At 62.6% G+C, this 26,981-nt stretch carries 19 protein-coding genes and 1 pseudogene; 16 read left to right on the top strand and 4 right to left on the bottom strand.

The window, feature by feature from the left end; all coding sequences use genetic code 11:
- The first annotated feature begins 92 nt into the window (after positions 1–92).
- From AC1VVK_RS19920 to AC1VVK_RS19900, 5 genes are all read left to right on the top strand, one after another.
- Positions 93–2,594, top strand: a complete 2,502-nt coding sequence (locus AC1VVK_RS19920; protein WP_482906482.1) for a TonB-dependent siderophore receptor — start codon at positions 93–95, stop codon at positions 2,592–2,594.
- Positions 2,595–2,632: 38 nt separating this feature from the next.
- A complete protein-coding gene (locus tag AC1VVK_RS19915; protein WP_482906481.1) occupies positions 2,633–4,198 on the top strand; it encodes a PepSY-associated TM helix domain-containing protein in 1,566 nt (521 codons plus the stop codon).
- Complete coding sequence (locus tag AC1VVK_RS19910; protein WP_132390784.1) at positions 4,195–4,485, top strand: DUF3325 domain-containing protein; 291 nt, start codon at positions 4,195–4,197, stop codon at positions 4,483–4,485. The genes AC1VVK_RS19915 and AC1VVK_RS19910 overlap by 4 nt, the downstream gene beginning before the upstream one ends.
- A 20-nt stretch (positions 4,486–4,505) precedes the next feature.
- Entirely contained in the window at positions 4,506–4,829 is a 324-nt protein-coding gene (locus AC1VVK_RS19905) for a hypothetical protein (protein WP_482906480.1), read from the top strand.
- A 171-nt stretch (positions 4,830–5,000) separates the two neighbouring features.
- Positions 5,001–6,680, top strand: coding sequence for a glycoside hydrolase family 43 protein (locus AC1VVK_RS19900; RefSeq protein ID WP_482906479.1), 1,680 nt, complete (start codon positions 5,001–5,003; stop codon positions 6,678–6,680).
- A 66-nt stretch (positions 6,681–6,746) separates the two neighbouring features.
- Here the strand turns inward: AC1VVK_RS19900 and AC1VVK_RS19895 are convergent, their stop codons facing one another.
- From AC1VVK_RS19895 to AC1VVK_RS19885, 3 genes are all read right to left on the bottom strand, one after another.
- The gene (locus AC1VVK_RS19895) at positions 6,747–7,730 is read right to left on the bottom strand and encodes a LacI family DNA-binding transcriptional regulator (RefSeq protein ID WP_482906478.1); all 984 of its coding nucleotides are present in this window, start codon (positions 7,728–7,730) and stop codon (positions 6,747–6,749) included.
- 338 nt (positions 7,731–8,068) lie between these two features.
- On the bottom strand, positions 8,069–9,643 hold the full coding sequence (locus AC1VVK_RS19890) for an MFS transporter (RefSeq protein WP_482906477.1): 1,575 nt from the start codon (positions 9,641–9,643) through the stop codon (positions 8,069–8,071).
- Positions 9,644–10,050: 407 nt separating this feature from the next.
- Entirely contained in the window at positions 10,051–12,951 is a 2,901-nt protein-coding gene (locus AC1VVK_RS19885) for a TonB-dependent receptor (protein WP_165912272.1), read from the bottom strand.
- A 193-nt stretch (positions 12,952–13,144) separates the two neighbouring features.
- Between AC1VVK_RS19885 and agaR the strand changes: the two genes are divergently transcribed.
- A complete protein-coding gene (gene agaR / locus AC1VVK_RS19880) occupies positions 13,145–13,924 on the top strand; it encodes a transcriptional repressor AgaR (RefSeq protein ID WP_482906476.1) in 780 nt (259 codons plus the stop codon).
- A 95-nt stretch (positions 13,925–14,019) separates the two neighbouring features.
- Here agaR and AC1VVK_RS19875 read toward each other — a convergent pair whose 3' ends face one another.
- On the bottom strand, positions 14,020–15,126 hold the full coding sequence (locus AC1VVK_RS19875; protein WP_482906748.1) for an amidohydrolase family protein: 1,107 nt from the start codon (positions 15,124–15,126) through the stop codon (positions 14,020–14,022).
- A gap of 157 nt (positions 15,127–15,283) precedes the next feature.
- Between AC1VVK_RS19875 and AC1VVK_RS19870 the strand changes: the two genes are divergently transcribed.
- The 10 genes and pseudogenes from AC1VVK_RS19870 to AC1VVK_RS19825 all read left to right on the top strand — a co-directional run bounded on the left by AC1VVK_RS19870 (position 15,284) and on the right by AC1VVK_RS19825 (position 26,796).
- Complete coding sequence (locus AC1VVK_RS19870; protein ID WP_482906475.1) at positions 15,284–17,371, top strand: glycoside hydrolase family 36 protein; 2,088 nt, start codon at positions 15,284–15,286, stop codon at positions 17,369–17,371.
- Positions 17,368–18,285, top strand: a complete 918-nt coding sequence (locus AC1VVK_RS19865) for an EamA family transporter (RefSeq protein ID WP_482906474.1) — start codon at positions 17,368–17,370, stop codon at positions 18,283–18,285. The genes AC1VVK_RS19870 and AC1VVK_RS19865 overlap by 4 nt, the downstream gene beginning before the upstream one ends.
- 72 nt (positions 18,286–18,357) lie before the next feature.
- Positions 18,358–19,653 (top strand): D-tagatose-bisphosphate aldolase, class II, non-catalytic subunit, encoded by a 1,296-nt coding sequence (locus tag AC1VVK_RS19860; protein WP_482906473.1) that lies wholly within the window; start codon positions 18,358–18,360, stop codon positions 19,651–19,653.
- A complete protein-coding gene (locus AC1VVK_RS19855; RefSeq protein ID WP_482906472.1) occupies positions 19,646–20,788 on the top strand; it encodes an SIS domain-containing protein in 1,143 nt (380 codons plus the stop codon). Before AC1VVK_RS19860 ends, AC1VVK_RS19855 begins: the two co-directional genes overlap by 8 nt.
- Positions 20,785–21,717, top strand: coding sequence for an N-acetylglucosamine kinase (locus AC1VVK_RS19850; protein WP_482906471.1), 933 nt, complete (start codon positions 20,785–20,787; stop codon positions 21,715–21,717). The genes AC1VVK_RS19855 and AC1VVK_RS19850 overlap by 4 nt, the downstream gene beginning before the upstream one ends.
- Before the next feature lie 276 nt (positions 21,718–21,993).
- A pseudogene (locus AC1VVK_RS19845) lies at positions 21,994–22,146 on the top strand (IS5/IS1182 family transposase); the annotation flags it as partial.
- Positions 22,147–22,350: 204 nt separating this feature from the next.
- A complete protein-coding gene (locus AC1VVK_RS19840) occupies positions 22,351–23,118 on the top strand; it encodes a CocE/NonD family hydrolase (protein ID WP_482906470.1) in 768 nt (255 codons plus the stop codon).
- A 6-nt stretch (positions 23,119–23,124) separates the two neighbouring features.
- Positions 23,125–23,934, top strand: a complete 810-nt coding sequence (locus AC1VVK_RS19835) for a CocE/NonD family hydrolase (protein WP_482906469.1) — start codon at positions 23,125–23,127, stop codon at positions 23,932–23,934.
- 25 nt (positions 23,935–23,959) lie between these two features.
- Positions 23,960–25,023, top strand: a protein-coding gene (locus AC1VVK_RS19830) for an IS630 family transposase (protein WP_482906416.1) whose coding sequence is annotated in 2 segments (ribosomal slippage) — positions 23,960–24,451 and positions 24,454–25,023 — 1,062 coding nt in all. Because the reading frame shifts where the segments join, the coding sequence is not laid out codon by codon here.
- 321 nt (positions 25,024–25,344) lie between these two features.
- Positions 25,345–26,796, top strand: a complete 1,452-nt coding sequence (locus AC1VVK_RS19825; protein ID WP_482906468.1) for an LVIVD repeat-containing protein — start codon at positions 25,345–25,347, stop codon at positions 26,794–26,796.
- Positions 26,797–26,981 lie beyond the last annotated feature (185 nt).

Here is a 26,981-nt window from a genome sequence, read left to right as displayed (position 1 = left end):
TCGTCTTTTCCCGCCCCGCCCCGTCTCCATTATTGAGAATGCGTCGCAACAGCGTGATTGCGCCATCTCGCAACCATATTGGGGTCAATTCGATGTACGAGAAAATGGGTCATGGCGGCGCACGCCTGCTGGTAGCCGCACTGCTAGCCGGCACCACCATGACCGGGGGTATGACTGCGTTCGCTTCCGGCGCGATGGCGCAAGAGAACGGCAGCGTGAACGCCTATGCCATTCCCGCTGGCTCGCTGAGCGACGCGTTGAACAACTTTGCGCAGCAGAGCGGATTGCAGCTGAACTACGACGCCTCGCTCACGCAAGGACGTCATTCGGCGGGCCTCAACGCAAAGCTGCCGTGGCGCGATGCACTGGCGCGGCTGCTGTCCGGCACCGGCCTTGTGGCGCGTGCCAATGGCCCGGCGGCCGTGACCATTGCGCGTGCCACCACCGGGGCGATGACGCTCGATACACTGCTCGTCTCGGCCAGCGCAGAGCCTTCCACGACAGCCATGCTCAGCGATGAGGATCGGTTTGACCCAGCGGATGACGCGCGGCGTGGCGATTCCATCGTGGTCACGGGCCGCAACGTCAAGATCGACACCCGCTCGGCCTCCGGCCCCTGGGGCGACAAGCTCGTCATCGATACGCCTTACGCGATCAGCGTGCTGTCGCAGGACCTGATCGAAAGCGTCGTCGCCGGCGACATGGACCAGATGTTCAAGATGAACCCGGTGGTCCAGAACTCCGCCCCATCGACCGTCTACGGCACGCCCTATGTCACCATCCGCGGCTTCGATTCCCAGAAGGGCGTGGTGGACGGGGTCCGGCTATCCTCCACGCTGACCGGCATTTCCATGGAAGAACTCGCCAATGTCGAGATCATGAACGGCCTGTCCGGCTTCCTATACGGCGTCGGCAATCCGGGCGGTGTGACCAACTACGTGCTCAAGCGGCCGACCTACACGCCCACGCGCGACATCACTGTGGGCGACTATGGCAACCGGCAGTTCTTCGTCCATGCCGATCTGGGCGGCAAGATCGACCGGGACGGTGTGTTCGCCTACCGGCTGAACCTCTCCTATCAGGACGGTGAGACCGCGAAGAAGAACCAGAACATCGCCCGCAGCCTGTTCAGCGGCGCGGTGGACTGGAACGTCTCGCCGGACCTGCTGCTGCAAGTCGAAGCGGCGCATACCTATTACCGGATCGACGGCATCGATTCCCGCTTCTACGCCTATGCCGATACCAGTTACGCGGCGATCGATCACTGGATCGAACCGCTGGACGCCAGCAAGACCTGGACGCCGGACTGGACTTACCTCCAGATCAAGACCGACCGCATCGGCACCAATGCCAAGTGGAAGCTGAACGACACTTTCAGCCTGCGCGCCGCCTACCTCTACAAGCGCGATGCGCAGGAATCGATCAACGTCTATCCCGCCTATTTCGAGGATGTGGGCTGGAAAGTCGGTTGGGCCTCGCGCAGCGCGCCGTCCTACAACATTGCGCAGGGCGCCTATGCCTATCTCGACAGCGAATTCGAGACGCTGGGCATCAAGCACCGCCTGACCGTGGGCGCTTCGGGCGACATCCTGCGTGTGAAGCGGCACGTCACCAACTCGGTCAGCGCCGGTTTTTCGCCGGCCTTCACCGCCCCCAACGACATGAACAGCTGGGCCATGCCCGATACGCTGAACACCTATTCGTGGGGCGCACTCTACAAGTCCAGCCAGTCGCAGAACACCAACGTGATCCTGGGCGACGACATCCAGTTTACCGAGCAGCTCAGCGCGATGGTGGGCGTGAACCGCAGCACCGTGAAGGCCCGCAACTTCGGGGCGACCGGCACGCGCACGTCCAGCTACAACGAAAGCGCCTATACGCCCACGGTCTCGCTGGTGTTCAAGCCGGCAGCGCGGGTGACGACGTACGCGACGTACATGGAAGGTCTGGAACAGGGCTCGACGGTCCCCGACGACGCCGCGCTCTACAACAATCCGGGCGAGATCATGAAGCCCTACGTCTCCAAGCAGTACGAGGTGGGCGCCAAGTACGCTCCGATCGACGCGCTCATGATCACCGGCGCGCTCTACCGGATCGAGAAGGCCAATTCCTACGACGAAACGGTAAACGGCAAGATCACCCGCACGCAGGACGGCGTGGAGGTCCATCAGGGTGTCGAACTGACGGTGACCGGCCACGTCACGCCCCGGCTCAACGTGATGCTGGGCGGCACCGTGATGGACCTGAAAGTCACCAAGACCAGCACGGCCTCGCTGCTGGGCAAGAAGCCCACCGGCGTCAGCGACATGCTGGCGAAAGTCTACGCCGATTACGAGATTCCGGGGCTGGACGGCTTCTCCATCAGCGGCGGCGTCTACCACGCCGGCAAGATGTACAAGGACAGCGCCAATCTCCAGAAGATCGACGGCTACACGATCGTCGACCTTGGCATGCACTACAAGACCCAGATCGACGGCCACCCGATCCGCTTCGACCTCAACGTCGCCAATCTGGGCGCCCTCGATTACTGGGCGACCTCGTCCCAGCTCGGCGGCCCCCGCAACGTGGCCTTCGCGGTCAAGTACGGGTTCTGAGCGATGACGGATCGAGATCGACACGCGGTGGCCGCGTCATGAAGCAGAGCCTGCGCCAATCGATGGCATGGCTGCACACCTGGGCCGGGCTGGTGCCAGGCTGGGTGCTCTACGTGATCTTCGTGTTCGGATCGGCCGCGTTCTTCCAGCACGAGATCGACGCCTGGATGCGGCCCGAGCTGCCTTCCGAAACGCGCGTATCCCCGCGCGCCTTCGCCTCTGCCGATGCGGTGCTGCGGGCCCGGGCGGCGGGGGCGGAGAGCTGGTCTGTCTCGCTGCCCGCTGCGCGCGGCGGTAGCGGGTTGGATGTTTCCTGGCAGATGCCCGGCCAAGGCCGCCGCGAAGCAACGCGGATCACACTGGATCCCGCGACCGGCGCCGAAATCCCGGTGCGCGAGACGCGGGGCGGCTTCTTCCTCTACCGCTTCCACTTCGATCTCCATTTCATCTCGGTCATGTGGGCGCGCTATCTGGTCTGCGTGGCGGCCATGGCGATGCTCGTCGCGATCCTGTCCGGCGTGGTGACTCACAAGAAGATTTTCACCGACTTCTTCATGCTGCGCTTCCGCAAGGGGCAGCGCAGCTGGCTGGACGCGCACAACGTGACGGCCGTGCTGGCCCTGCCCTTCTATCTGATGATCACCTACACCGGCCTCGCGACGCTGCTGTTCACGCTGATGCCCTGGGCGATTTCGGCGAACTTCCCGGACCGGCAGGCCTTTTACGCCACCACCTATCCGCAAGGGCCCGAGCGCGAGGCCAGCGGAGAGGCCGCACCCGTCGCCCCGATCGGGCAAATGATCGCCAAGGCCCAGAGCCAATGGGGCGGCGCGATGCCCACCTATCTCTCTATCGAGAACCCCGGCGACAGGGCAGCCATGGCCACGCTCTATACCGCCAAGTCGGAATGGGGGAATGGCCGGTCAGACACGGTCTACCTCGATGCCACGAACGCAGCGCTGCTGCCGTCCACACCTGCAACGCCCGGCGGCGCCACCGCGACGCACCGCGTGATGGTGGACCTGCACACGGCCTGGTTCGCCGGCTATGGCCTGCGCTGGCTTTACTTCCTCTCCGGCCTTGGCGGCGTGGCCATGGCGGCGACCGGGCTGTGCCTGTGGTGCGTGAAACGGCGGTTGAAACTGCCCGATCCCAGCCGCCCGCATTTCGGCTTCCGTCTGGTGGAACGGCTCAACATCGGCTTCATCACCGGAGCGCCGATCGGGATCGCGGTCTATTTCCTCGCCAACCGGCTGCTCCCCGTGGCCATGGCCCGCCATGCGGACTGGGAGATCAACGCGCTGTTTATCGCTTGGGGCGGCACGCTGGCCTGGGCCTTCCTGCGCCAGCCGCGCCGGGCATGGCTGGAAACGCTGACGGCAGCCGCCACGCTCTACGCCACGATCCCGCTGGTCAATGCGGCCACCACCCCACGCGGACTTGCCCCCAGCCTGATGGCGGGCGACTGGACTTTCGCCAGCTTCGACCTTGTAATGCTGGCGCTGGCAGCCGGCTTTGCCTTTACAGGCTGGACGCTTGCCCGCCACAAACCGCGACAAATACCCGCGCGCAAACGCCGCAGCGGCGAGGAGGCGACGGCATGATCCATTCCATCGTCGCCGTCATGACGATCGCCGGCTTCGCGCTCCTGCTCATGGCCATGACCCGCCATCAGCAGGACTGGCTCCGCCGCAAGCTACCGGCCCGCATCAGCCGCTGGCTGCGCTTGGGCGGCTTGGGCATTCTGACCGGCGCGTTCGCCGTTGCATGCGCAGGTTTCGGCTGGGCCTACGGTGCCGTCGCCTGGTTCGGCTGGCTGTCCTTTGGCGCCGCCCTTACGCTTACCGCCCAAACCAATCGCGAACGCATCCTCGCCCGCCTGCGTCGATGAAAACCCCGAGAACCCCGCGCATGATCAAGCCGCTTTCCATCATCTTCTCCCCTCGGGATAAAAACCGCCATCGCTGGTCGGTCGCCTCGCGCACTATTGCCGGAACGCTCGGTGCTTATGCAGTGACTGCGCTTGGTACCGTGGCAGTGTCGCTGGTCCTCGCCGCACTCGGCGTGACCCGCTCCGAGGCGGTCACCGCCGCAACGCTGGCGAGCTATGCGGTATTCGCGGTCGTGGCGATGGCGGTATTCCACGCCGCCAGTCCCATGCGGGCCTGGGCCTTGCTGATCGGCGCGGCCGTGCCTCTGAGCTTGATTGTCTGGTTTCTGGCGCCCGCGCGATGAACCCGTTCTCCCTGCTCATCGCGGCGCAGCCGCAATGACGTCCGGTACGCCTGGCCAAGAGCCGACACGGTCTGGACGGGGCTGAAACGGCGCTCGACACCCCGTATTGTTAGCGTTACCAATTTTCCAGCCGCGCAGCATAAGTGTGGCAACACAAGGAGAGATGGAATCGTGACGCACCGGACCTCGCGCTTTACCGCCCTGCCCATTGCGCTGCTGTCGCTTTCCGCACTCTTGCAGGCCAATACTGCCGCCTATGCCGCGCCGGCGCGGTTCGATCGTTTCACATACAAGGGGTATTCGACCGAAGAGATCGCCATCAAGCCCGGTGAATATCGCAATCCGATCCTGACAGGCTATTACCCGGACCCCTCTGTCATGCGGGTCGCCGATGACTATTATCTGGTCAACAGCTCCTTCGCTCACTACCCGGGACTGCCTGTCTTCAAATCCAAGGACCTGGTGCACTGGACCCAGATCGGTAATGCGATCGACCGTCCCGGGCAACTCGACTTCAAGGGCCGCCGCACATCGCAGGCCGTCTTTGCACCAGACATCAGCTGGCACGATGGCACCTTCTACATCGTCAACACTTGCGTCGAATGCAGGGGAAATTTCATTATCACTGCCAAGGATCCGGCCGGCCCCTGGTCCAACCCGATCTGGCTGCCCTTTGAAGGTATCGATCCTTCTCTCTACTGGGAAGGAGACAAGGCCTACATCGTCAACAACCGCGCCCCCGACGAGCCTCCCCGCTATGAAGGCCACCGCGCAATCTGGATCCAGGAATACGACTGGCGCGCGGGCAAGATGGTGGGAAAAAGTACCCAACTCATCAACGGCGGCGTCGACATCGGCAAGAAGCCGGTCTGGATCGAAGGGCCGCATATCTTCCGCAAGGACGGCTACTATTATCTAACCGCGGCGGAAGGCGGCACGAGCGTCAACCATTCGCAGGTCGTGTTCCGCTCCAGGGATCTACTCGGCCCCTACATACCATTCGCGGATAACCCGATCCTGACCCAGCGCGATCTCGATCCGGCAAGGCCTGATCCGATCGGATCGGCCGGCCATGCCGAACTGGTCCAGACCCGGAACGGAGACTGGTGGGCGACCTTCCTCGCTGTGCGGCCCTATGCTGACGATTATTATAATATCGGCCGCGAAACATTCCTTCTGCCGGTCACATGGAAGGATGGCTGGCCGATCATCCTGCCGCGCGGGCAGGCAATCCCGCACGCCCTGAATGCGCCAGACCTGCCTGCCCAGCCCAAATCGCCAATTCCGACAAGCGGCAACTTCGAATATGTCGAGGAATTCGACGGCAAGACGTTGCCCATGCAGTGGATCGGCATCCGAACGCCGCAAAAGCCCTTCTACCATCTCAAGGGCGGCGCGCTGGAACTGGATAGCGCAAGCCCTATCGGCGACCTCAACGGTGCTCCTGCCTTCATCGGCCGGCGGCAACAGCATGCCAATGCCACCGTCTCCACAACGATCCGCTATGCCCCGGTCAAGGATGGCGACCGCGCAGGCCTGGCAGCCGTGCAGAGCGACCGAAGCAACCTCTTCTTCGGCCTGACCCGGATTGCCGGAAACACCGTGATCGCGCTCTACACCCGCGACGCTGCCGATGCCGACACGCTGATCGCCTCCGCGCCGATCTCGGCCGCCGGGCCAGTCACGCTCACTATCCGCACGCACGGCGCAACGATGGGCTTCGACTTTGAAGTCGATGGCCGGACGCAGACCCTGAAAGATGGGCTTGACGCGACGCTGCTCAGTACCAAAAAGGCGGGCGGTTTCGTCGGCACGGTCTTTGGTCTCTACCACTACACCCCGGCCGCGTGAGTGCGCGCGCCATGATCCGCACAAAAGGCACAGGAAAGCCCTTGCTTCTATGGATCAGCCGCAAGTTCAACGCATTGGAGGTCTCGCATCCGATTGCCTGCGGATGAGCCGGTAATCGAGTTGCAGGCTAACGTGCCTGGAATTGGACTCGCTTGCTTTGCCGCCTTGCTCAAGTTCCTGACACAACGCTCTGATGGCCTTGGTGGACATTTCCCGCACGGGAAGCCGGATCGTTGTGAGTGCGGGCCAAATAGAGCTCGCCAGAGGCGCATCATCGAAGCCACAAATCGAAAGTTCGCCAGGGACGTCGATCTTTCGCTGGTGCGCGATCGTGACCGCCGCTGCCGCCATGTCGTCGTTGCACGCCAGGATCGCTGTGGGAACCGTCGGCAAGTTCAGCAGGCGTTCCGCGGCGAGGAGGCCGGAGCGATAGGAAAAGTCTCCTGGAACGATTAATTCCTCTCCAGGATGAATTCCATTTTCGCCCAGCCCTTGCAGAAATCCTTCCAGGCGCCGGCTACTACCGCGGTGTTGCAGATTACCTTGAATGAAGCCGATCCTGCGATGGCCCATATCCACGAGGTGTTTGGTAATCTCGTAGGACGCCTGCCGGTCATCGACAGAGACAGCCGTCACGCCGTCCGTGTACCGATCAGGGGTGATGGCTACGACGGCAATATTTTCCGCCAAAAGACCCTCGACCAATTCCTGCCAATCGCACAGCGGAGGAGGAAGGATTACACCAGCGGCGCGCCCGTCGACTATCTGGTTGACAAGCCGGGCCGAGGGACGACCCTGAACATATTGCTCCACGGTCAGGTGGATGTGACGCGCTGCAGCCTCCGCCAAGGCGCCCAGCAAGAGTTCTCCGAGATATGCGGAAGTCATGCTGTCGCTGTGCACCAGGGCAATTGTTCGTGTTCCCCCGCCAGCCAGCAACTGCGCGGTGCTGTTCAGCACGTACCCCAGTTCCTGGACCGCCTTCTCGACCGCACTGGTTGCAGCTTCGCTGACGTAGGCGCTCCTGTTCACGACACGCGAGGCAGTCATCAACGATACGCCTGCAAGGGTCGCAACGTTTTGAAGAGTAGGTGGCCGGCGTTTAGGGGCGGGCTTCTTTGCCATGATCTAACAGTTACCTTGGGCTTCCAGACGGACAGGCTATTCGCACTGCAACAACCCTTGTTCACGTTCCGCATTTGCGTGGCAACCGCAAGCACCCGCAGCTTCAGACCGTGAAGCAGCCAGCGCCTTAAGTTGGATCTCACTTATCTTGACGAAAGTCAGCGCCAAATCAACGTGGCGGCCGCGTTCCCAAGGCCTTCGCCCAAAATATTATGAGCCGCTGTCGATCCCGCCAGTGCTTCGCGGGATCATTCGTTTCGCTGCTAGTGACCGATCTGGCCATTCTCCGCATCCAGATCCCGCAGGTCGCGGCCACGGGTTTCCCGTCCGAACCACGCCACCAGTACCAACGCCAATGTGGTCGGCAGCATCACCAGCGCTGACGACAGACCCATGGACAGGACAATCCCGCTGATCGTCAGTCCCTGAGCCAGCAGCCCGCCCCCCTTGGTACAGGCCGCGACCCAGCCCGTTGCACGACCGCGAACGCGCAGCGGAAAACTCTCGGCCGTATAGGGGAGAACGATAGCGATAATGCCATTCGTGCCAACAATCAGCAAAGCAACCGGAAGCACCGGACTGCCGCTACCGGCCAGTTCCAGGCGGAGCACGAGTAGCAGTCCCGCGAGCGTCAGCGCGATCATCGTCGCGAGCGACCATTTGGTACTCCATCGGCTGTACATCAGCGCAGCGACGAAAACGGTGGGAAAGGCTATCAGCGCGCTTTCGGCCAGCAAGCGGCTCGAGATGCCCACCGAGTAACCTTTTGCGACCAGATCGGCAGGTAGCCAGAGCAACAAACCAAAATTGATGAGGCCCCAGGACAGCGCGCAAATGCTCAACGCCGCCAGCTTGCCGTAGAGGCCGATCCCGGTCAGCGCGTGTGATGTACGCCCCTCTGCGAGCCTTCCCGAACTCGCCCGTGTCGCCCGCGCACCGAAACGGCGCATCACTGCCTCCGCCTCCGAGACTCGTCCGCGCGCGAGCAGAAACTTGGCGGATTCGGGGATAAACGCGCCAAGCACCACGAGAGTGAGGCCGGTCGGCAAGTTGGCGAGCCACAATATCCGCCAGCCGAAAACCGGCTGCAGAATTGCAGAAAGGCCGCTCGCTGCGAAATAGCCGCCGACCGCGCCCAATCCGCCAACCAGAACGAGACTCCAACCACGGTGCCGGCTCGGCATCATCTCGGCCAGCAGTGCATAAGTGACCGGCAGCATGCCTCCCGCGGCTGCGCCCATCATGAAGCACATCGCGATATTCCACGCGAGGCTGGGCATGGCACCGCAGATTGATGTCCCGACGAACATGACCGCCGACAAAAGGATCGAAGCCTTGCGCCCATAGACGTCGGCAATCCATCCCCACAAAACCGATCCCGTCACGGTACCGGCCAGAGCGAAGAAGGGCACCAGCGAGACCGTCCTCTTCGGAACGCCATATTCGCTGATCATGCCAGGCACGGTAAAGCCGAGCGAAGCAGGCTTCATGACGTCGATGATCAGCGCGATGACCAGCACCGCCATCAGCCCCCAGTGCGCAGGCCCGAGCGGCGCATCCTCGGGCGCCGCGACCACGATTTCGGATGCGGCGGTGCGCTGCGCCCCGATATTACGCGGGAGCAGGCCGTAAGCGGCAACCATTGTCCCGACGATGATCAGCGCCATTCCGCCCAGCATCATGCCGTCCATCGGCATGCCCGCCAGACGATATTGCATCGAACGGGCCATCGCGAACATGGGGAGGTGGGCACAGACGCCGAGAGTGACGGCAACACAACCGAGGATGAAAGCCCAGACTGCCTGCCGATCCGACAGCGTGCTTTTGATCGAATCCATTGTTGAACGCCCCCTCCGGCACTGCGATAGCTACCGGCTGCGGCGAAATGAAGAGCCGCGGCTGCCTGAAGCTGGGCAAAACAAGGCGGATTGTGTTTTGCTGCGGATGGGGACCGTCAAGCGGGTGGAAATGGGCTTTCGGCTTGGTGAGGATGACGTCATCATCAAACCTTGACTGGCCAATTCATTCGTTGACCCCGGCCATCTTCCCCGGCGTCGTCTAGGCCGTAAACTGCCTCCCAAGCACTGGTGCGCTCCTCCAGTGAAGCCCTCAATGCCCCAATGTTGGCTCATGCTGACTCATGCTGCCAAGTCAGTCATGGATTAAATCTTACAAAGCTGCATCCCGCCCCCGAACCGAGGGCGAGATGCAGCATGCGACCAAAATGATCGGTCCCTTTACCCCGTCAGAGACGAGCGCGGACCCCGAAGAAGAACGAACGACCCGAATATTCGTAGAAATTGGGCAGATTACGATAATCGTTGAACCGCTTGATCGCCGAACCCAGCAAGTTCGAGCCCTGAACGTAGACCGAGAAATTATCGGTCAGGTCGTAAGACAGGCTTGCCGACATCTCGTGATACGGCTCTTCCTTCACGGGCAGGTAGGCAAGGCTGCCCGCCTGAGCATACGTGAAGCGCGACTGATAGCTATACGAAACCTGCGCGCTGATGCCGTGGTTCTCGTAGAACAGCTTGGCATTGGCGGAGAAGGGAATCGCACCCGGAAGATCGGTGGTAATGCCGCCGGTCTTCGCGCGCGAGCGATTGTAGGTGAGGTTCGCCTGAAGACCGAACCCGTTATCCAGGAAGTATTGCCCCCCCACTTCGAGGCCGTAGACGTTCGCACTGTCGCCGTTCATCACTTGATATTCGACGAACGAGTAGCCCTGCGGCTGGTTGGCGGGCTGGTTGGTCGGCGTGATCTGCACATCCACCGGCACTGTCGAGACGAAGTTGGTGATATGCTTGTAGAAGGCCGCCGCCGTGAGTGCGAGACGGTTGGTCGGATAATATTCCAGGCTGATGTCGAGCTGGTTGGCCTCGGTCGGCTTGAGGTTCGGGTTGCCGGCATCATAGATGATGTAAGTGCCGGACTGCGCCGAAGTGGCGTCCTTGGCCGGCGAGAGCTCTCCGAAGCTGGGGCGCGAGATCGCCTGCGAGGCGGCAAGGCGCAGACGCAGCCCATCGGCCAGATCATAGGAGAAGTTCGCCGCCGGCAGCAGGCGCATATAGTCGCCGCCGCCCTCGATCGGCTCGACCGGATTGAACGTCACTGCATTGTCCTGCGTACCGGCGCGCGGGATGATGCTGGCGATGCTGGCACCGTAGCCGACCGAGGACACCTTGGTGGCCACCAGACGCGCGCCGATGTCGGCGCGCCAGCGATCACCCTCAAGGTTGAACATCACGTAGCCCGCCCAGGTCCGCTCCTTGATGCGATAAGAGGCGGGCAGGTCTTCCTCGATGACCTGCGTCGAATAACCCGAAGGATATTGGGAAAGCGTGCAGCCCGGGATGGTCGCGCCGGTATCGTCAAGGCAGCTGTTGGGATTGAGGATCGCCGGGTTGTTCTCGGCACGGGACAGCGCCGAGAGGTAGGTGTCGATATCGAAGCGCGGGAAATTGCGCGGGAAATCGCCCTCAAGCTTGCCAAGGATCGAGCCACTGCCCGGCTGCACGACGTCCGCGCCCAGTTGCCCGAATGTGAAGGGGTAGCCGCAGAAGTTGCACGAGCTGGTATACTGGTTGTCGATCGTGGCGACGGTCTTCTTGCGATTGGTATAGGCGACGCCGAACTGGATCGACTTGAACACGCCGTTGTCGACGTCATAGGTGCCGTCGCCCTTCAGACCCTGCGTGCGGTCGGAGATGTTCTGGCCCTGAATACCGATATAGTGGGCCCGGAAATCGTCGTTCGTAGCCTCGTCCAGCGTACGCCCGCCGGGGATGGTGATGTCGAGATCCGGCAATCCGCCATTTCGCGTCGCGAAATCGGCCGAGGCACCGGTGATGCCCGCCACCACGAAGCGGTTCTGGCCGCCGGTATTGTCGCGCGCCTCACCGACGTAGCCATCGAAGCCGAATTTCAGGCGGTCACTCGCCTTCCAGTCGATGTGGCCACCGATCTGCCAGGTCTGGCTCTTGCGCGGTTCGTCGGTGGTGAGAACTTCGGCAGTATAGTCGTTGATGGAGAAGCCGGTGACGACGTGGTTGGCATCGACACTGATCGAATCCGGATCCCAGCGCGGCGAACCATCGTCGCCCAGCGGGTTGAGGTAGTTCGACGAGCGATAGTTATGCTGCTTGACGTCGAAACGGCTGTAGAGACCGTCGATGGTCAGTTCGAACGCGCTTGACGGCTTCCACTGGAACGATCCGGCCGAGCCGATGCGCTCGCGCTGGCCCACCACGGTGCCGACGCTGTAGTAGTCCGGCCAAATGTAGGCGGGGCCGTTCTCATCGGGATCGACGCGGCCGTCGCGATTGAAATCGATGCCGTATGCCGCCTCGGTGCCGTCCGCCAGCGAGTATTCGCCCAGATTGTCGGTCCGGAACTTGTACTTGTTATAGCTAACGCCCAGCATCAGGCCCATCGTGTCGTCGGCGAACGTGGTGCTGACGACGCCGCTGACCTTGTAGCCCCCCTTGTCCGCCAGATCGTTGTACTGGCCCTCAACCGCGCCCGAGGCGTGGAGGCCGGGACGATCGAGCGGGCGCGCGGTGCGCAGATCGACATTGCCGCCGATGCTGCCTTCCAGTTCGGACGCGCGGACCGCCTTCTGCACTTCGGCGCCCGAGATGATCTCGGAGGGAAGAACGTCAAAGGCAAAAGAGCGGTCCGGCCCGTCGGTCGGGAGGATTCGACCGTTGAGGGTGGTGATCGCGAAATTCTCGCCAAGGCCGCGAATGGTGATCGAGCGGCCCTCGCCGCGCCCGTCGCGGCCGACGGTGACGCCGGGGATGTTGGCAAGCGCCTCGGCAACGTTGCGATTGGGAAACTTGCCCAGTTCTTCGGAAGAGATCGCGTCGACGATAGTGTCGGCGCTGCGCTTGGCCTGGATCGAGCGGAGCAGGCTGCCGCGCACGCCGCGGACGACGATGGCCTCGGCAGTGGCGGCGTCGGCGGCGGTCTGCGCGCTGTCGGCGGAAACCGTCGTATCGGCGGCAACGGCATCGGCGGAGGCGGGGGCGGTGGCGGCATTCGGGCCGTTATCCTGCGCGGCCTGGGCCTGAGAAGCGGCGAGCAGCGCCATGGTGCTGGCCCCGGCAAGCGCTGCGTGGCGCCAGGTGATACGTCCCGTCATGTTTCCATACCCCTTGTCACGTCGCCGTAGTCCGTTGCGGGATTTCGCGTGATTCCCGTCGCCATGGCGTACTATATTTCGTTTTGGTAACTTGGATGTCGGATATCTGTCAAACAGAAACGAAACGAAACATCGCTTAATGTTTGTCGCAGCGCGTCGGCGCTGATAATGCAGTGCTTCGCAGGAGAATCTGATGGTCATCACCCGGGACACGAGCCGCAGACGGCAGGAAATCAGCACACTCGTGCGTGAGCGCGGCAGTGTGCAGGTCACCGACCTGTCCGAACGCTATGGCGTTTCGATGCAGACGATTCGCAAGGACCTTCATTTCCTTGCGAAGAAGGGCGTGGCCGAACGCTCTTACGGCGGCGCCATCTCGGCCGACGCCGTCAACGTCGTTGCCGAGCCGCCGCTGGAAACCAAGCGGGCGGCCAATCCGGACGCCAAGGCGCGCATTGGCGCGTTGGCGGCGGCTATGGTCAGGCCGGGGGATTCAGTGGTGCTCGATTCCGGCACAACCACGCTGCAAATCGCGCATCATCTGCCGGATGACGAGGAAATCACCGTCCTCACCAACGATCTCGACATCCTCTGCGCACTGGCCCGCAAGGAGAATATCCGCGTGGTCATGCTGGGCGGCGCCCTGCGGCGGCGCAACCGCGCCTTCTACGGGGCGCAGACCGAAAGCGCGCTCAGCGATCTGCACGTGGACAAGCTGTTCCTCGGCGTCGACGGTTTCGATTTCGAGCGCGGCATCACCACGCATTACGAACCCGAAGCGATGCTGAACCGAAAGATGGCGAAAGCGGCGCAACAGGTCATCGCAGTGACCGACCGTTCTAAATTCGGCAAGGTCTGCCTGCACCGCATCCTCAATGTGGAGGAGATCGACGATCTCGTCACCGATGCAACCGAGGAAGACGCGGTTCAGTCTGCCGCCGACCGACTGGGCTTCCGCCTCCACCGCGCCTGACGGCTTTGGTGCACTTCAGGTAGCGTTAGGGTACGCTTAGGTGCCTTCAACGCCGCCCCCTCGCAATGACGGGGCGGCATCACTGTCTGCGGCCGTTATGCCTTGATCTGGAAGAACTTTCTGGCGTTCTTCCAGTAGATCTTGTCGATCACGTCGCTGGGCAGATTGAGACCCACCGCATCAGCGTTGATCGCATCGACACGCTGGCTGAGCGGCGTTGCCAGATAGCGCCAGTCGGCCCGCCAAACTTTGTCCGCCTCGCCCGGAAAATCATCGGTTGCGGGCGGATTCTGGGCGCGCGCCGCCGGGTCTGGCGGGCTGTCGGTCAGGTCCGTTCCATAGAGGATGCGGTCCTGGTACTTGATGAAAAAGGCGCGGACTTTGGCGACATCGGCGTTGGACTGGACCTGAAGATTGGACAGCCGCGCGGCCAGATCCACCACTGCCTTGGGATGGGCATCGAAGAAGCGCGCCAGTTCATCGATGCTCCATTCCAGACTGGCCATGTGCGCCCCGTCGAACGCCAGCTTCGGATGCCGCGTCACGAACCGGTCACGCGCCGCCATCAGCGCCTCGTAGCTCGGCTCCTCGGGATGGAGGTACATGTAGTACTCGGGGTGCTCACGGAAGTAGCTGCGGTCGTTGTCGGTGGTCATCTGATCGAGCGGAAGCCAGCAGTTCTTGGGCTCAGCCTGATGCGCGATCAGCGGAATTCCGCGCTCTTCCAGATGCGCGATGACCCCATCGAAGCGCGGATCGTCCAGGAATACCCGCTTGCCATCGGCATCCCGGGCAACCATGCCGATGTTCTTCCAGACCTTCACCGCCAAGGCCCCGCGCGCCACGGCCGCATCGATCAGGGCATTGGTGCGCCCGGTCCAACCCGGCGTTCCGAAGCCCTCCATCGGAAATGTCGTGGCGAAATGGAAAACCTTCGGATCTTCCTTGCGCATCGCCCCGGAAATCGAAGCCTGCAGAAGCAGCGGCGGGAAATCGGGATAGTCGACATTGATCGACAACACCTCGAAACCATCGCGGCGCGCGAGGTCGATGAAGCGCGGATCGTCGACGTTGGCGTGGACATGCGCATCGAACTTGGCGACCCGCGCGAAGTCGGCCTCGCTGTAATGCCGTTCGGCTGCAGCAGATGCGGCGCCTTCGCTTGCCAGCGCTATGCCTGCAAGAAGCGCCCATTTGACCATTTTATGCAAGATTGAGCCCTTTTCACACGAAAACGAAAGAAAACGCATTCATAAATTGCGTTTTTGGTTTGCATGCGGGGTTGCGCTGGTGCAAGCTTTTTCTCGAGGGGCGGTTCCGGCTCGAACCGGACGTGCGCACCATCAGGAGAGAGAGGATATGCAGTTGAGCCCCGTTACCCGCCGCGCGGCCCTTGCCCGGCTGATGACCGGCGCCACGTTTGCCGCCGCGAGCGGGCCGATGCTGTCGGGGCAAGTCTGGGCGGCGACTGCCTCCACCGTGAAGCTGACCGATGGCACCCTGACCATCGAGTTCGACGCGGCCATGCGTTCGCGCCTGCTCTTTCGTGACCGTGAGATTGCGCCCTGGGCGGCCGCTGATGCGCTTTTCTCGCTGGAAGGCGCCGCTTTCGACCGCTTCGTGCGGCTCGATCAAAACGAGGCCGCTGTGCCAGGAGGCCGCCGCCACGTCCTGCGCGCCACGGCGGGCGGTACGCTGGAGCAGGAGATCGCGATCACGTTCCTCGATCGCTTCCCCGGCCTTGCGATCTATGACGTGCGCTACCGCAACACCGGCGACGAGCCGCTGCCCTTGTCCGCCTGGCGTCTGGCCATGCACGATCTGCACAATCACCCCGATGGCGCCTGGAGCTTTGCGGGCGCATCCTATCCCGATCGCCGCGACTGGGTGCAGAAAGTCGGCCCCGGCTTCGAACAGCGCAACTTCATGGGCATGAATGGCTCCGACTATGGCGGCGGGACGCCGGTCGCGGTTGCTTGGCGGCGTGATGTCGGGCTGGCGGTGGGACATCTCGAAACGGTGCCCCGCCTCGTCGCGCTGCCCGTTTCGGCGCAGCCCGGCGGCACGCGCATCGGCATGACCGGTGACGCACGTGAGGTCCTGTCCCCCGGCGCCTCGCTGGCACTGCCGAGCGCTTTCGTGATGGCGCATGAAGGCGACCATTTCCGCCCGCTCGACGCCTATCGCCAGCTGATGGCCGATCGCGGCCTGAAGGCACCGGCGATCCCGGAATCGAGCTACGGCCCGATCTGGTGCGCCTGGGGCTATGAGCGCAAATTCACCCCCGAACAGATCTACGGCGCGCTGCCCAAAGCGAAGGAAATCGGCTTCGAATGGGCGGTGATCGACGACGGCTGGCAGGTCGCGGATGGCGACTGGCGCGTCGATCGCACCCGCTTCCCGCGCGGCGACGCCGACATGAAGGCCTTCGCCGGTCGCATCAAGGCCGACGGTATGCGCCCCCGCCTCTGGCTGGCGCCGCTGGCGGCCGATCCCGGCACCCCGCTGCTGCGCGACCATTCCGACATGCTGCTGCTTGACCGCGACGGCGCCGCGCAGAACGTGACCTGGTGGAACGCCTTTACGCTGTGTCCGGCCTACCAGCCCACGATCGATTATTTCCGCGGTGTCGTCCGCACGATCATCGGCGAATGGGGCTTTGAGGGTCTCAAGCTCGACGGCCAGCACCTCAACGGCGTCGCGCCCTGCCACAACCCGGCCCACAACCACACGCGGCCCGAGGAATCGTACGAGAAGCTGCAGGATTTCTGGAAGGCGATCTACGACGAGGTCATGGCAATCAACCCGCAGGCGGTCGTCGAGATCTGCCCCTGCGGGGACAGCTTTGCCTTCCACAACATCCCGGCGATGAACAACACGCCCGCCTCGGATCCAACCTCTTCCTGGCAGGTGCGATCGAAGGGCAAGACCTTCAAGGCGCTGATGGGGCCATCCGCACCCTATTCGGGCGACCATGTCGAACTGACCGAGACAGGCAACGATTTCGCATCGACCTACGGCATCGGCGCTATCCCCTCGACCAAGTTCACCTGGCCGGAGGACACGCCCACACCGTCCGAGCCTCTGCCACCCGGCGGGTTCAAGCTTACGGCCGAGAAGGAAAAACTCTGGCGCAAGTGGATCGACCTCTACCGTGAAAACATGCTGGCCAAGGGCACCTACCTTGGCGGGCTGTACGACATCGGCTTCGACAAGCCCGAGGCCCATGCGATCGCGAAGAACGGTGAACTGCACTACGCCTTCTATGCCGAAAAGTGGGACGGGCCGATAAGCCTGCGCGGGCTGGAATCGGGACGATACAGCCTGACCGACGGCTTCACGGGGCAGCCGCTGGGCAGTGCCACGGCAAAACAGAACACGATCGCCGCAAAGTTCGAGCGGTTCCTGCTCGTCCGCGCCACTCCGGCCAAGGAAGCCAAGGCATGAACACTCTTACCGCACCGTCGAACCGGGCCTGGCTGGTCAACGCCCTCGTCACCGTGGTGCTCTGGGGTATCTGGGGGGCCTTCTCCGGCCTGTCTCCCCAGCACGGGTTTCCCGAAACGCTGGTCTATTGCGTCTGGGCGCTGACGATGATCCCGCCCGCTCTGGTAGTTTTGGCGCAGGTACGCTGGGCGCTGGACGTTACGCCGCGCGCCATTGCCTATGGGCTTGCGGTGGGCCTGCTGGGGGCCGGCGGACAGATGGTGCTGTTCTACGCCGTCGCGCGCGGGCCGGCCTATCTGATCTTCCCGATCATCTCGCTCTCTCCGGTGGTGACCATCGCGCTGTCCTTCGTGCTGATGCGCGAGAGGACCGGCAAGCTGGGCGCGCTGGGCATCGTGCTGGCCCTGCTGGCCCTGCCCACGTTCGACTTCGCGCCCGGCGGCAGCGGCGCCGCTTCTGCTGCCTGGCTGATCCCGGCGATGGTAGTGATGCTGTGCTGGGGCGTGCAGGCCTACTTCATGAAGGCCGCCAACAACGTGATGTCGGCAGAAAGCATCTTCGTCTACATGACGATCTCCGCCCTCGTGCTCATGCCCGCAGCCTGGGCGATGACCGACTTCACGCACCCGGTGAACTGGGGCTGGGACGGCCCGGGTCTGGCCGCCGTGATTCAGGTCCTCAATGCAGTCGGAGCGCTCACGCTGGTTTTCGCCTTCCGCTACGGCAAGGCGATTATCGTCGCGCCGCTCTCGAATGCGGGGGCGCCGCTGGCGACTGCACTGCTGTCGCTCGCGGTGCTGGGCGTCATGCCCGGCCCGCTCAAGAGCCTGGGCATCGGCCTCGCGCTGCTCGCCTCTCTGCTTCTCGCCATCGAACCCGACGCTGAAGCCGAAGACGCCATTCCTGCGGAATGATGGTTTCGATTAGTTTCGATTAGTTGCGTTTTAGATTTCGCTACGCTAGCCGTGATTGCGAAAGGAAGCGATGTGAAAGCGATTCGAGATATCGTGCTGCGGCACAAGGCGGGCGAACGCATCGGCGTGACTTCGGTATGTTGCGCGCATCCGCTGGCGATCGAGGCGGCGCTCCGCCACGCTCTGGGAACCGGTCAGGAAGTTCTCCTTGTCGAGGCGACCTGTAACCAGGTGAACCAGGAAGGTGGCTACACCGGAATGACCCCCGCCGATTACCGCGACTTCGTGCGCGAAATTGCCCGACGCGTGGGTTTCCCGCTTGATCGTCTGGCACTGGGCGGCGACCACCTCGGCCCCAATCCCTGGACTGCGCTTCCCGCTGCCGAGGCCATGGAGCGTGCCGAGGTCATGGTTGCGGCTTACGTCCGTGCCGGGTTCGGCAAGATCCATCTCGACTGCTCGATGAGCTGCGCGGACGATCCCGTGCCGCTGCCCGAGCGCACTATCGCCGAGCGCGCCGCACGTCTGTGCCGCGCGGCGGAAGACGCCTTCCAGTCCGGCAGCGAGAACGGGGCGGACGACGCGCCGGTCTATGTCATCGGCACCGAAGTTCCCGTCCCGGGCGGCGCTGCCGAGGATCTTGAGGAACTGGCCGTCACCGATCCGGCAGACGCCATTGCCACCGTCGCGATGCACCGCGACCTGTTCGCGGAAGCTGGTCTGTCCGCCGCGTGGGACCGCGTGATCGCCACCGTCGTCCAGCCCGGGGTCGAATTCGATCACGACAAGGTGGTCGACTATCGCCCCGAGCGCGCCGCCAACCTCAGCCGCGCGATCGAGCCGATTGCCGGGCTCGTCTACGAGGCGCACTCAACCGATTATCAGACCGCCGATGCGCTCTCGGCGCTGGTGCGCGATCATTTCGCGGTGCTCAAGGTCGGACCCGGCGTGACCTTCGCGCTGCGTGAAGCGCTCTGGGCGCTCGATGCCATCGAGACGGAAACAATCCCCGCGTCCGGCCGCGCCGCCTTGCGCGAAGTCGCGCTCGATCGCATGCATGCAGAGCCCGGCAACTGGCGCAAGTATTACCATGCAGAAGGCGCGGCGCTGAACCTGCAATTGCAGTACAGCCTCTCGGACCGCATTCGCTACTACTGGCCGGACGAAGAGATCCTTGCCGCGCAAGAACAGCTGTTCGCCAACTTGCGCGCTACGCCGCCTTCCCTGCCCTTGGTCAGTCAACACCTGCCACTCGCTTACGCAGCCGTGCGCAGCGGCGACGCCACACTCGACCCAGCCGATCTTGTTCTGGCGCACATAGCCGCCACTCTCGATGCCTATCATGGAGCTTGTCACCCCAATGCCTGACGCACCGCTGGCTCCCGAAATGCCGGGTCACGACGCCGAACCCTGGACTCGCCGCGAAATCGCGCAGCAGCCGGAAACGCTGCGCGCCACGCAGGCGATCCTGAACGCCGAAAAAGCCGCAATCGAGGCCTTCGTTGCGCCGCTCCTCGCCAAATTCGGTGTCAGGATCGTGCTGACCGGTGCGGGCACCTCGGCCTTCATTGGCGAGTGCCTCGCGCCGTGGCTCTCCGGCCTTCTGGGCCGATCGGTGGAAGCGATCGCGACGACCGACATCGTCAGTTCGCCCGCGCTGTACCTGCGCCGCCACGAGCCAACGCTGCTAGTCTCGTTCGGCCGTTCGGGCAGCAGCCCGGAAAGCGTGGCCGCTGCCGATCTGGTCGACGCGCATGTCGATGATGCCTACCACCTCGTCATCACTTGCAACGCCGAAGGTGAACTGGCGCGCCGCGTTGGAAGCAACATGCACGTCGTCGTGCTGCCCGAGGCGACGCACGATCGCGGTTTCGCGATGACGTCGAGCTTCAGCGCGATGATGTTCGCTGCGCTTTCGATCCTGAGTGGTATCGATATCCTCGACGACCGTATCGATGCCATCGCATCCGCCGTGGCCGAAACGCACGCCCGGAGCCTGCCGGTGGTCACGGACCTGGCCGCGCGCGGTTTCCGCCGTGTGGTCTATCTCGGCAGCGGACCGTTCAAGGGGCTGGCGCGCGAGGCCGCACTGAAGCTGATGGAATTGAGCGACGGCGCAGTGGTGACCGCGTTCGACACCGCGCTCGGCTTCCGACACGGCCCGAAGACGATCATCGATGCGCAGACGCTGGTGGTGGTCTTCGTCTCGAACCACCCGCTTACACGCCTCTACGATCTCGACATCATCGCCGAACTGCGCGCGGATGGCCGCAGCGGTGCAGTCATGGTGGTCTCCGCCAATCCGGACGACAACGCCGAGGTCGCAGTGCCCGGTCTGTCCCGGGCAGCGGACGCGGATTTGCTGTTCCCGTTCATCGTTCCCGCACAATTGTTCGGGCTGGCAGTTTCGCTGGAGCTGGGACTGACGCCGGATCGCCCGAACGCCAGCGGCACCGTCAATCGCGTGGTGCAGGGCGTGCGGATTCACGCGCAGCCCGCATGAGCCAGAGCCTTTTCCTTGGCGTCGACGGCGGTGGGACCAAGACCGAGTTCGTTTGCATCGATGCAGCAGGGCAGGTCCTTGCCACTGCATTGACGGGGACGACCTATCATCTGCAGGTCGGCTTCGACGAAGTCGTGCGGCGCTTGGAATCCGGCCTCTCGCAGGTCTGCACAGCGATCGGCACGCCGCGCGAGGCCATCGGCCATGCCTTCTTCGGCCTGCCAGCCTATGGCGAGGATCGCGCCGTCGACCCGCGCCTTCATGCGGCATGCGGAGAGGTGCTCGGTCATAGCCGCTATGTGGTCGGCAACGACATGATCTGCGGCTGGGCCGGTTCGTTCGGCGGCGAGGACGGTATCAACATCGTCGCCGGAACCGGCTCGATCGGATATGGCGAGCGTCAGGGCCGAACGGCCCGGGTCGGCGGTTGGGGCGAAGTATTCAGCGACGAGGGATCGGCCTACTGGATCGCCATTCAGGGTCTTTCGCTGTTCACCCGCATGAGCGACGGGCGCACCCCTCGCGGTTCGCTGCACGAGAGGATCGTCGCGGCGCTCTCGCTTGAAGACGACTTGGACCTTTGCGGGCGGATCATGGGACCCGAAGGGATGGGTCGCAGTGAAATCGCCGGTCTTGCGGGGCTGGTCTCCGAGGCGGCTGCTGCCGGCGACCATGCGGCGCAGGCTATCCTCGACAAGGCGGCACGGGAACTGGCCGACATGGCGACGGCGCTTCGCACGGAACTGCGATTCCCCGAAGGCGAGGCTGTTCCGCTTTCGTGGTCGGGCGGTGTGCTGAGCCGGGAAGCCCGGGTCCGGGACGAGTTTTTGCGTATCGTCCGCGAACGGGGGTTTTCACCTAGCGAGCCTCGGTTCGCGCCAGGATATGGGGCGGCGCTGTATGCACGGAAACTGGCTGAGCGGAAGTAAGAACCTGACCTGTTTGTCGGCCACCTGATCACTGCGGCAAAATTTGGGGTTCGATCCAGCGCGCTGCCCTGCTGGAGTTCCACCGCCCAAGCTCTGAGATAGTTGGAATGCCGCATCGATGCGGCATTCCCAACCAAACGGCAGCTAAGAGCAGGCCGATGCCTTGGGGCAGTTGCGCATGTGTGCGAACAGGCCGTTTTGCCGCCAGCTGGCTTCTGCTTGTTCTGCGCCCCCTTGGACGAGCGCCCGCGTTGCGTCATTCGTAAAGCTGAGCAGATGGCACGTCTGTCGCCGTATTTCCCCAAGAGCCTTGGAAAGCCAAGGGTTGATGACAGACGAGTGCGGAACGGGAGCGGGATCATCCTCGTCAACCGGAACAGCCTGCGCTGGCGGGATGCACTCAGGGAATACAGACCGCTCAAGACACTGTAGGCCATCGCACGGCTTCCATCCTCGGGGGGCAAAGAGGATCTCGGACGACTGATCGGAAGGACCGAGGGCGGCACCGCGCTCTTCCGGCTGTGATCAAAGAGGCCAGAGCCTGACACAGGAAGGCTTGCAAAAATCCAGAGCAAAGTTACCAACTGTTCAGTATGTCAATTGCGGCAGGCAAGATGCTGCATTTGGGAGTAGATGGATGGTTGCTTCGCCCTTTTGGAACGCCAGTCGCGTTCGCACGCGCGAGACCTTGGCATGATTGTGCAATATGTCCTGCGCGGCATCGCAGGCCGCCTGCTTAAGCTACCTCCCAGAACGAACACCATCCGAAGGGAGAAGGCGCTAGGGATCCCCATGCGCGATGGCACGACACTGGTTGCCGACCGCTATTTTCCGGCCAAAGGGAAGGCCCGCGCGACTGTCCTCATGAGGAGCCCCTACGGGCGCGGCTTCATTATCGGATTTTCGGCAGCCTTGCTCGCTGAACGGGGGCTCAATGTTGTCGTCCAGAGTGTTCGGGCCACTGACGGATCGGGTGGAGAATTCGATCCGGGCCGACAGGAACGCGATGACGGCGTAGACACAGCGCTCTGGGTTCGAGACCAGCCCTGGTTCGGGGGCAAGCTTTACCTTTTTGGTGGCAGTTACCTCGGCTTCGTTGCCTGGGCCCTTGCAAGCGAACGCCCCGACCTCGTGGACGGTGCGGCGCTCACCGTGACCTCTTCTAACTTTGCGCAAGCGCTGCGTGAAGGAGGCGGGCTCGCACTCTTCACCGCACTCAATTGGACCAGGCAGATGCATGACAGCATCAGTGCGGGCAAGTCCCCCTTCTTCGGCGGCAAGATGCTTGCCGCGTCGGCCTTTTCGCACCTGCCACTGGGTTCGATCGACAAGAACGCGTTTCAGGTGACGAACCGCTGGTGGCAGGACTGGGTTGTACATGATCCCGATGACCGTTGGTAGGAGGCGATGGACTTCTCAAGCGGCGTGACACTTCTCGACGCGCCCGTCCTGCTTGTCGCCGGTTGGCAGGATCTGTTCCTGCCATACCAACTCGACGACTTTGCGGCACGCCAATCCGCCGGCCTGCCAACCTGGATCACGATCGGCCCTTGGGAACACGGCGGGCCATCCGGATTGTTCGAGGGGCAACGCCAGTCAATCGAATTCCTGACCAGCCTTGCACAAGGAACATCCGCAATCCCGCTAGAGCGGGCACCGGTAAGGCTTTACGTCCAGGGCGCTGGCGAGTGGCGGGAATACGAGCAATGGCCACCCCATTCAGGCGCGCCGCTTCGAATGCATCTTCATGCAGACGGCGGTCTTTCACACAATGCCGCTGACGCGCACGAGGGGTCGACGCACTACAGGTACGACCCCTCCGATCCTACGCCTTCGCTCTACGGTCCCGTCACGGTCCCGGCAAAATCGCGCGACTTATCCGCTTATGACACGCGCAGTGACCGGGCGAAATTCACCTCGCCGTCGCTCCGGAAGGATTTCGAGATCATCGGCGCGGTGGACGCCGAACTTTATGGCCGCACGAGCAGCCCTTGGGCGGACTTCTACGTCGCATTTTGCCAAGTGCACGAAAACGGTTCGGCCATCCATATCTGCGACGGTTACGTTCGCCTGGACGAACATGATTCACCCGCGGACGCAGATGGCGTGCGCAAGGTCACCGTTCGGTGCTGGCCGACCGCATGGTTGTTATACCAGCCTGCGCTGAACCTGACTCACGTTTGGGATTCCCAAATCGCTAAAAGTCTGAATCAATGAGGTCCTGCATTGAAAGGACAGGCAGATGGGTCAGGCAATTGCGTTACGGAATGATTTCGACGGGGCGGCGCTTCGGCGTCTGGCGCGGTTGTCGAAGAGCGCGCCGCAGGCCCGGCGCTTGCTGGCGCTTGCACAGATATACGATGGAGGCAGCCGTAGCGATGCAGCGCGTATCGGCGGCGTCACTCTGCAGATCGTGCGCGATTGGGTGATCCGGTTCAATGCCCAGGGGCCGGACGGACTGCTGGACGGCAAGGCCCCGGGCAAGCGCTCGATCCTTGATGACGAACAGCGTCGGGCGCTTGTCGAAGTGGTCGAGCGCGGGCCGATACCGGCGATCCATGGCGTAGTGCGGTGGCGGTTGATCGACTTGGTTCAATGGCTTCACGAAGAGTTCGCGGTGTCGCTCGATGAGACGACGGTGAGCCGCGAGTTGAAGAAACTGGGCTATGTGAAGCTGACAGCGCGACCACGCCATCACGCGCAGAACGAACTCGCCATGGAAGCGTTCAAAAAAGGGGCTTTGCTGCCGCAGTGGCAGAGGTCCGGACAAGCCTCCCGAAGGGCACCGCTATAGAGATTTGGTTCCAAGACGAGGCCCGCGTCGGCCAGAAGAACACCATCACCCGGCGCTGGGCCAGGCGGGGAACGCGACCGTCAGCGCCCAAGGATCAGCGCACTAAATCGGCCTATATCTTCGGAGCCATCTGCCCTGAACACGGCAAAGGAGCTGGGCTGATCCTGCCTTTCTGCAACACCCAGACAATGTCCCTTCATCTGGCAGAGATCGCGCTCGCCGTCGCGCCGGGCAGCCACGCTGTGGTGCTGATGGACCAAGCCGGATGGCACATGACCGACAAGCTGGAGATTCCCGCCAACATCAGCATCGTCGCGCTACCGGCCAAGTGTCCTGAGCTAAATCCAGTCGAGAACGTTTGGCAATTCATGCGCGATAATTGGCTCTCCAATCGCGTGTTCACATCCCACGACAACATCGTCGATCACTGCTGCGAGGCTTGGAACAAATTGGTCGACCAGCCTTGGCGCATCATGACCATCGGCCGCCGCAAATGGGCCCGTCAGTTCTAATCAATGCAGATTGGTATTACCTGCAGGCGCCCGCTTACGGATCTACGTCACCAGCGCCTGTTTCCCGCGCTATGCGCGCAACTGTGGCACGGACGAACCTCTCGCGACAGCTACGCAGATGGCAGCAAACGACGTCGAAATCCTGCATACGCAGGATCACCCCTCGTGCCTCGTACTCCAACCATCTGACGGGATGCCGCCGGTCTTTGCAGACTGAAAAGCTCGCAGCCGCTCGCGGCGGGAGAAGACTGATTTAACAACCTGAGCGGAGCAGGCGATCGAGTCGCGGTTTCTAAAACAATAGTACTTCAGGGAGCGGAAATGATTAAAAGACTGATATTAGCAGTATCGCTGCTGGCTCTTGGCGGGCATCTATATGCGGCATCAAGTGTTCCGATGGTTAGCACACCCGACAACCTTGAGAGAGGCAAGCAGGGCGAACTCCTTGCTGGAGAAGCCAAGATCCTGCCGCAGCCCTATTCCATGGGCGTGAACGTCATCGGTCACAATTCGCTCGACAACCGGATCGGCAATCTCAACATGACCTGGTCAGGACGATGCGCCTATATATCGAGTGGCGGGATTCTGGAGCCATCCGGCGTTCTCAAATTCCTGCCGCACGATTCCACATCCGGTATCGCTGTCATCGACGTAGCCAATCCCGCCGCGCCCAGGCTGGTGCGCTACCTGCAGGACAAAGGATCGATCGATGCGACCGAAACCACGGACGCTGTGACGCTTAAGGGGCGCGCCGTGCTTGCGGCAAGCAACTACGGCGGCGTCGCAGGGATCAATGGGCCCAAGGAGGGCTGGCTCGCCCTTCATGATATTTCCGATTGCGCCAACCCCCGCCTCCTGTCGGAGACGAAATGGCCCGAACCCGTGCACATGCTCACCCTGTCGCCGGACGGCCGCTATGTCTACGGAACTGTCCTCAATCCGTTCACCGGTACCGGCGGCGTCGAGATCATGGATATCTCGGATCTATCCAAACCGCGTTTCATCGGAAAGTTCGAGGTAACGCGCCAGGACGGCACCAGCTTTGAATTTGCACCGCACGGCCTGGCCTTCAGCGCCGATGGACGGCGTCTCTATCCCGGTACTACGACATCGCAAGGCGGCGATCTGGTGCCCGACATCGTGAAAGCCAAGTCGCCCATGGCCTTCCTCAATGGCGGGAATGACGCCGGCGGGATCTACGTCCTCGACAACAGCGATTTCGTGGATCACAAACCCGATCCGAAGCTGCGGTTGATCGGCACCGTGCTTCATGCCGGCTGGCATAGCCCTGTTCGCGCAACGATCGGCGGCAAGCCCTATCTGGTAAGCGCGAATGAACTGGGCGCCTGCCCGGGAGCCTGGCCGCGCATCAATTCCATCGCAGATGAGAAGAGACCGCACATCGTCGGCGAATTCCGCCTTGCAATGAACCGGAAGGAAAACTGCCCGAGCGAAGCTGCACCCGCTCCGGGCGTGCCTCCAAGGCCCGCCGATGCGGCAAGCCATTTCCAGGATGTCGACAGTGCGACCAACACGCGGCTCGGTCTGTTTTCATTCACATTCGCCGGATTGCGCATCGCTGATTTGCGCAATCCCGCCGAGCCGAGGGAAGTCGCCTATTTCAAGCCGGGCGACCCGTGCATGTCCCACGTACGGTATGTTCCGCAGACCGGACACATCTGGTTCGCATGTGCCTCAAGCGGCTTCTATGTACTGGCGTTGAAGCCCGAGCTGCGCAAGAAACTGGGCCTTCCTGTGATAAAATATAATTAATAACAGCGTGTTAAAGGAAATCCCTATCTGATATTGCGTTACAGCGGATTCGTTCCACTCGGTCTGCTGTGGCTCTACGCTGCGCATCACGATGCGCACGCAATTTGGTCGTTGAGCTGTTCGCCTAGCTGGCAAGCGTCCGCCACTTGGCCAAAGCGGCCGAGTGGCGGATCTTGTATGTCTGC

The sequence above is a fragment of the Novosphingobium sp. BL-S-32 genome (assembly GCF_056857055.1).
Note: the sequence above shows the minus strand (reverse complement) of the source record. Positions and strands in the feature narration are given on the sequence as shown.

Coding starts and splice junctions, on each gene's coding strand:
- AC1VVK_RS19920 (WP_482906482.1), top strand. CDS start 93: ATGTACGAGAAAATGGGTCATGGCGGCGCACGCCTGCTGGTAGCCGCA.
- AC1VVK_RS19915 (WP_482906481.1), top strand. CDS start 2,633: ATGAAGCAGAGCCTGCGCCAATCGATGGCATGGCTGCACACCTGGGCC.
- AC1VVK_RS19910 (WP_132390784.1), top strand. CDS start 4,195: ATGATCCATTCCATCGTCGCCGTCATGACGATCGCCGGCTTCGCGCTC.
- AC1VVK_RS19905 (WP_482906480.1), top strand. CDS start 4,506: ATGATCAAGCCGCTTTCCATCATCTTCTCCCCTCGGGATAAAAACCGC.
- AC1VVK_RS19895 (WP_482906478.1), bottom strand. CDS start 7,730: ATGACTGCCTCGCGTGTCGTGAACAGGAGCGCCTACGTCAGCGAAGCT.
- AC1VVK_RS19890 (WP_482906477.1), bottom strand. CDS start 9,643: ATGGATTCGATCAAAAGCACGCTGTCGGATCGGCAGGCAGTCTGGGCT.
- AC1VVK_RS19885 (WP_165912272.1), bottom strand. CDS start 12,951: ATGACGGGACGTATCACCTGGCGCCACGCAGCGCTTGCCGGGGCCAGC.
- agaR (WP_482906476.1), top strand. CDS start 13,145: ATGGTCATCACCCGGGACACGAGCCGCAGACGGCAGGAAATCAGCACA.
- AC1VVK_RS19875 (WP_482906748.1), bottom strand. CDS start 15,126: ATGGTCAAATGGGCGCTTCTTGCAGGCATAGCGCTGGCAAGCGAAGGC.
- AC1VVK_RS19870 (WP_482906475.1), top strand. CDS start 15,284: ATGCAGTTGAGCCCCGTTACCCGCCGCGCGGCCCTTGCCCGGCTGATG.
- AC1VVK_RS19865 (WP_482906474.1), top strand. CDS start 17,368: ATGAACACTCTTACCGCACCGTCGAACCGGGCCTGGCTGGTCAACGCC.
- AC1VVK_RS19855 (WP_482906472.1), top strand. CDS start 19,646: ATGCCTGACGCACCGCTGGCTCCCGAAATGCCGGGTCACGACGCCGAA.
- AC1VVK_RS19850 (WP_482906471.1), top strand. CDS start 20,785: ATGAGCCAGAGCCTTTTCCTTGGCGTCGACGGCGGTGGGACCAAGACC.
- AC1VVK_RS19840 (WP_482906470.1), top strand. CDS start 22,351: ATGGATGGTTGCTTCGCCCTTTTGGAACGCCAGTCGCGTTCGCACGCG.
- AC1VVK_RS19835 (WP_482906469.1), top strand. CDS start 23,125: ATGGACTTCTCAAGCGGCGTGACACTTCTCGACGCGCCCGTCCTGCTT.
- AC1VVK_RS19825 (WP_482906468.1), top strand. CDS start 25,345: ATGATTAAAAGACTGATATTAGCAGTATCGCTGCTGGCTCTTGGCGGG.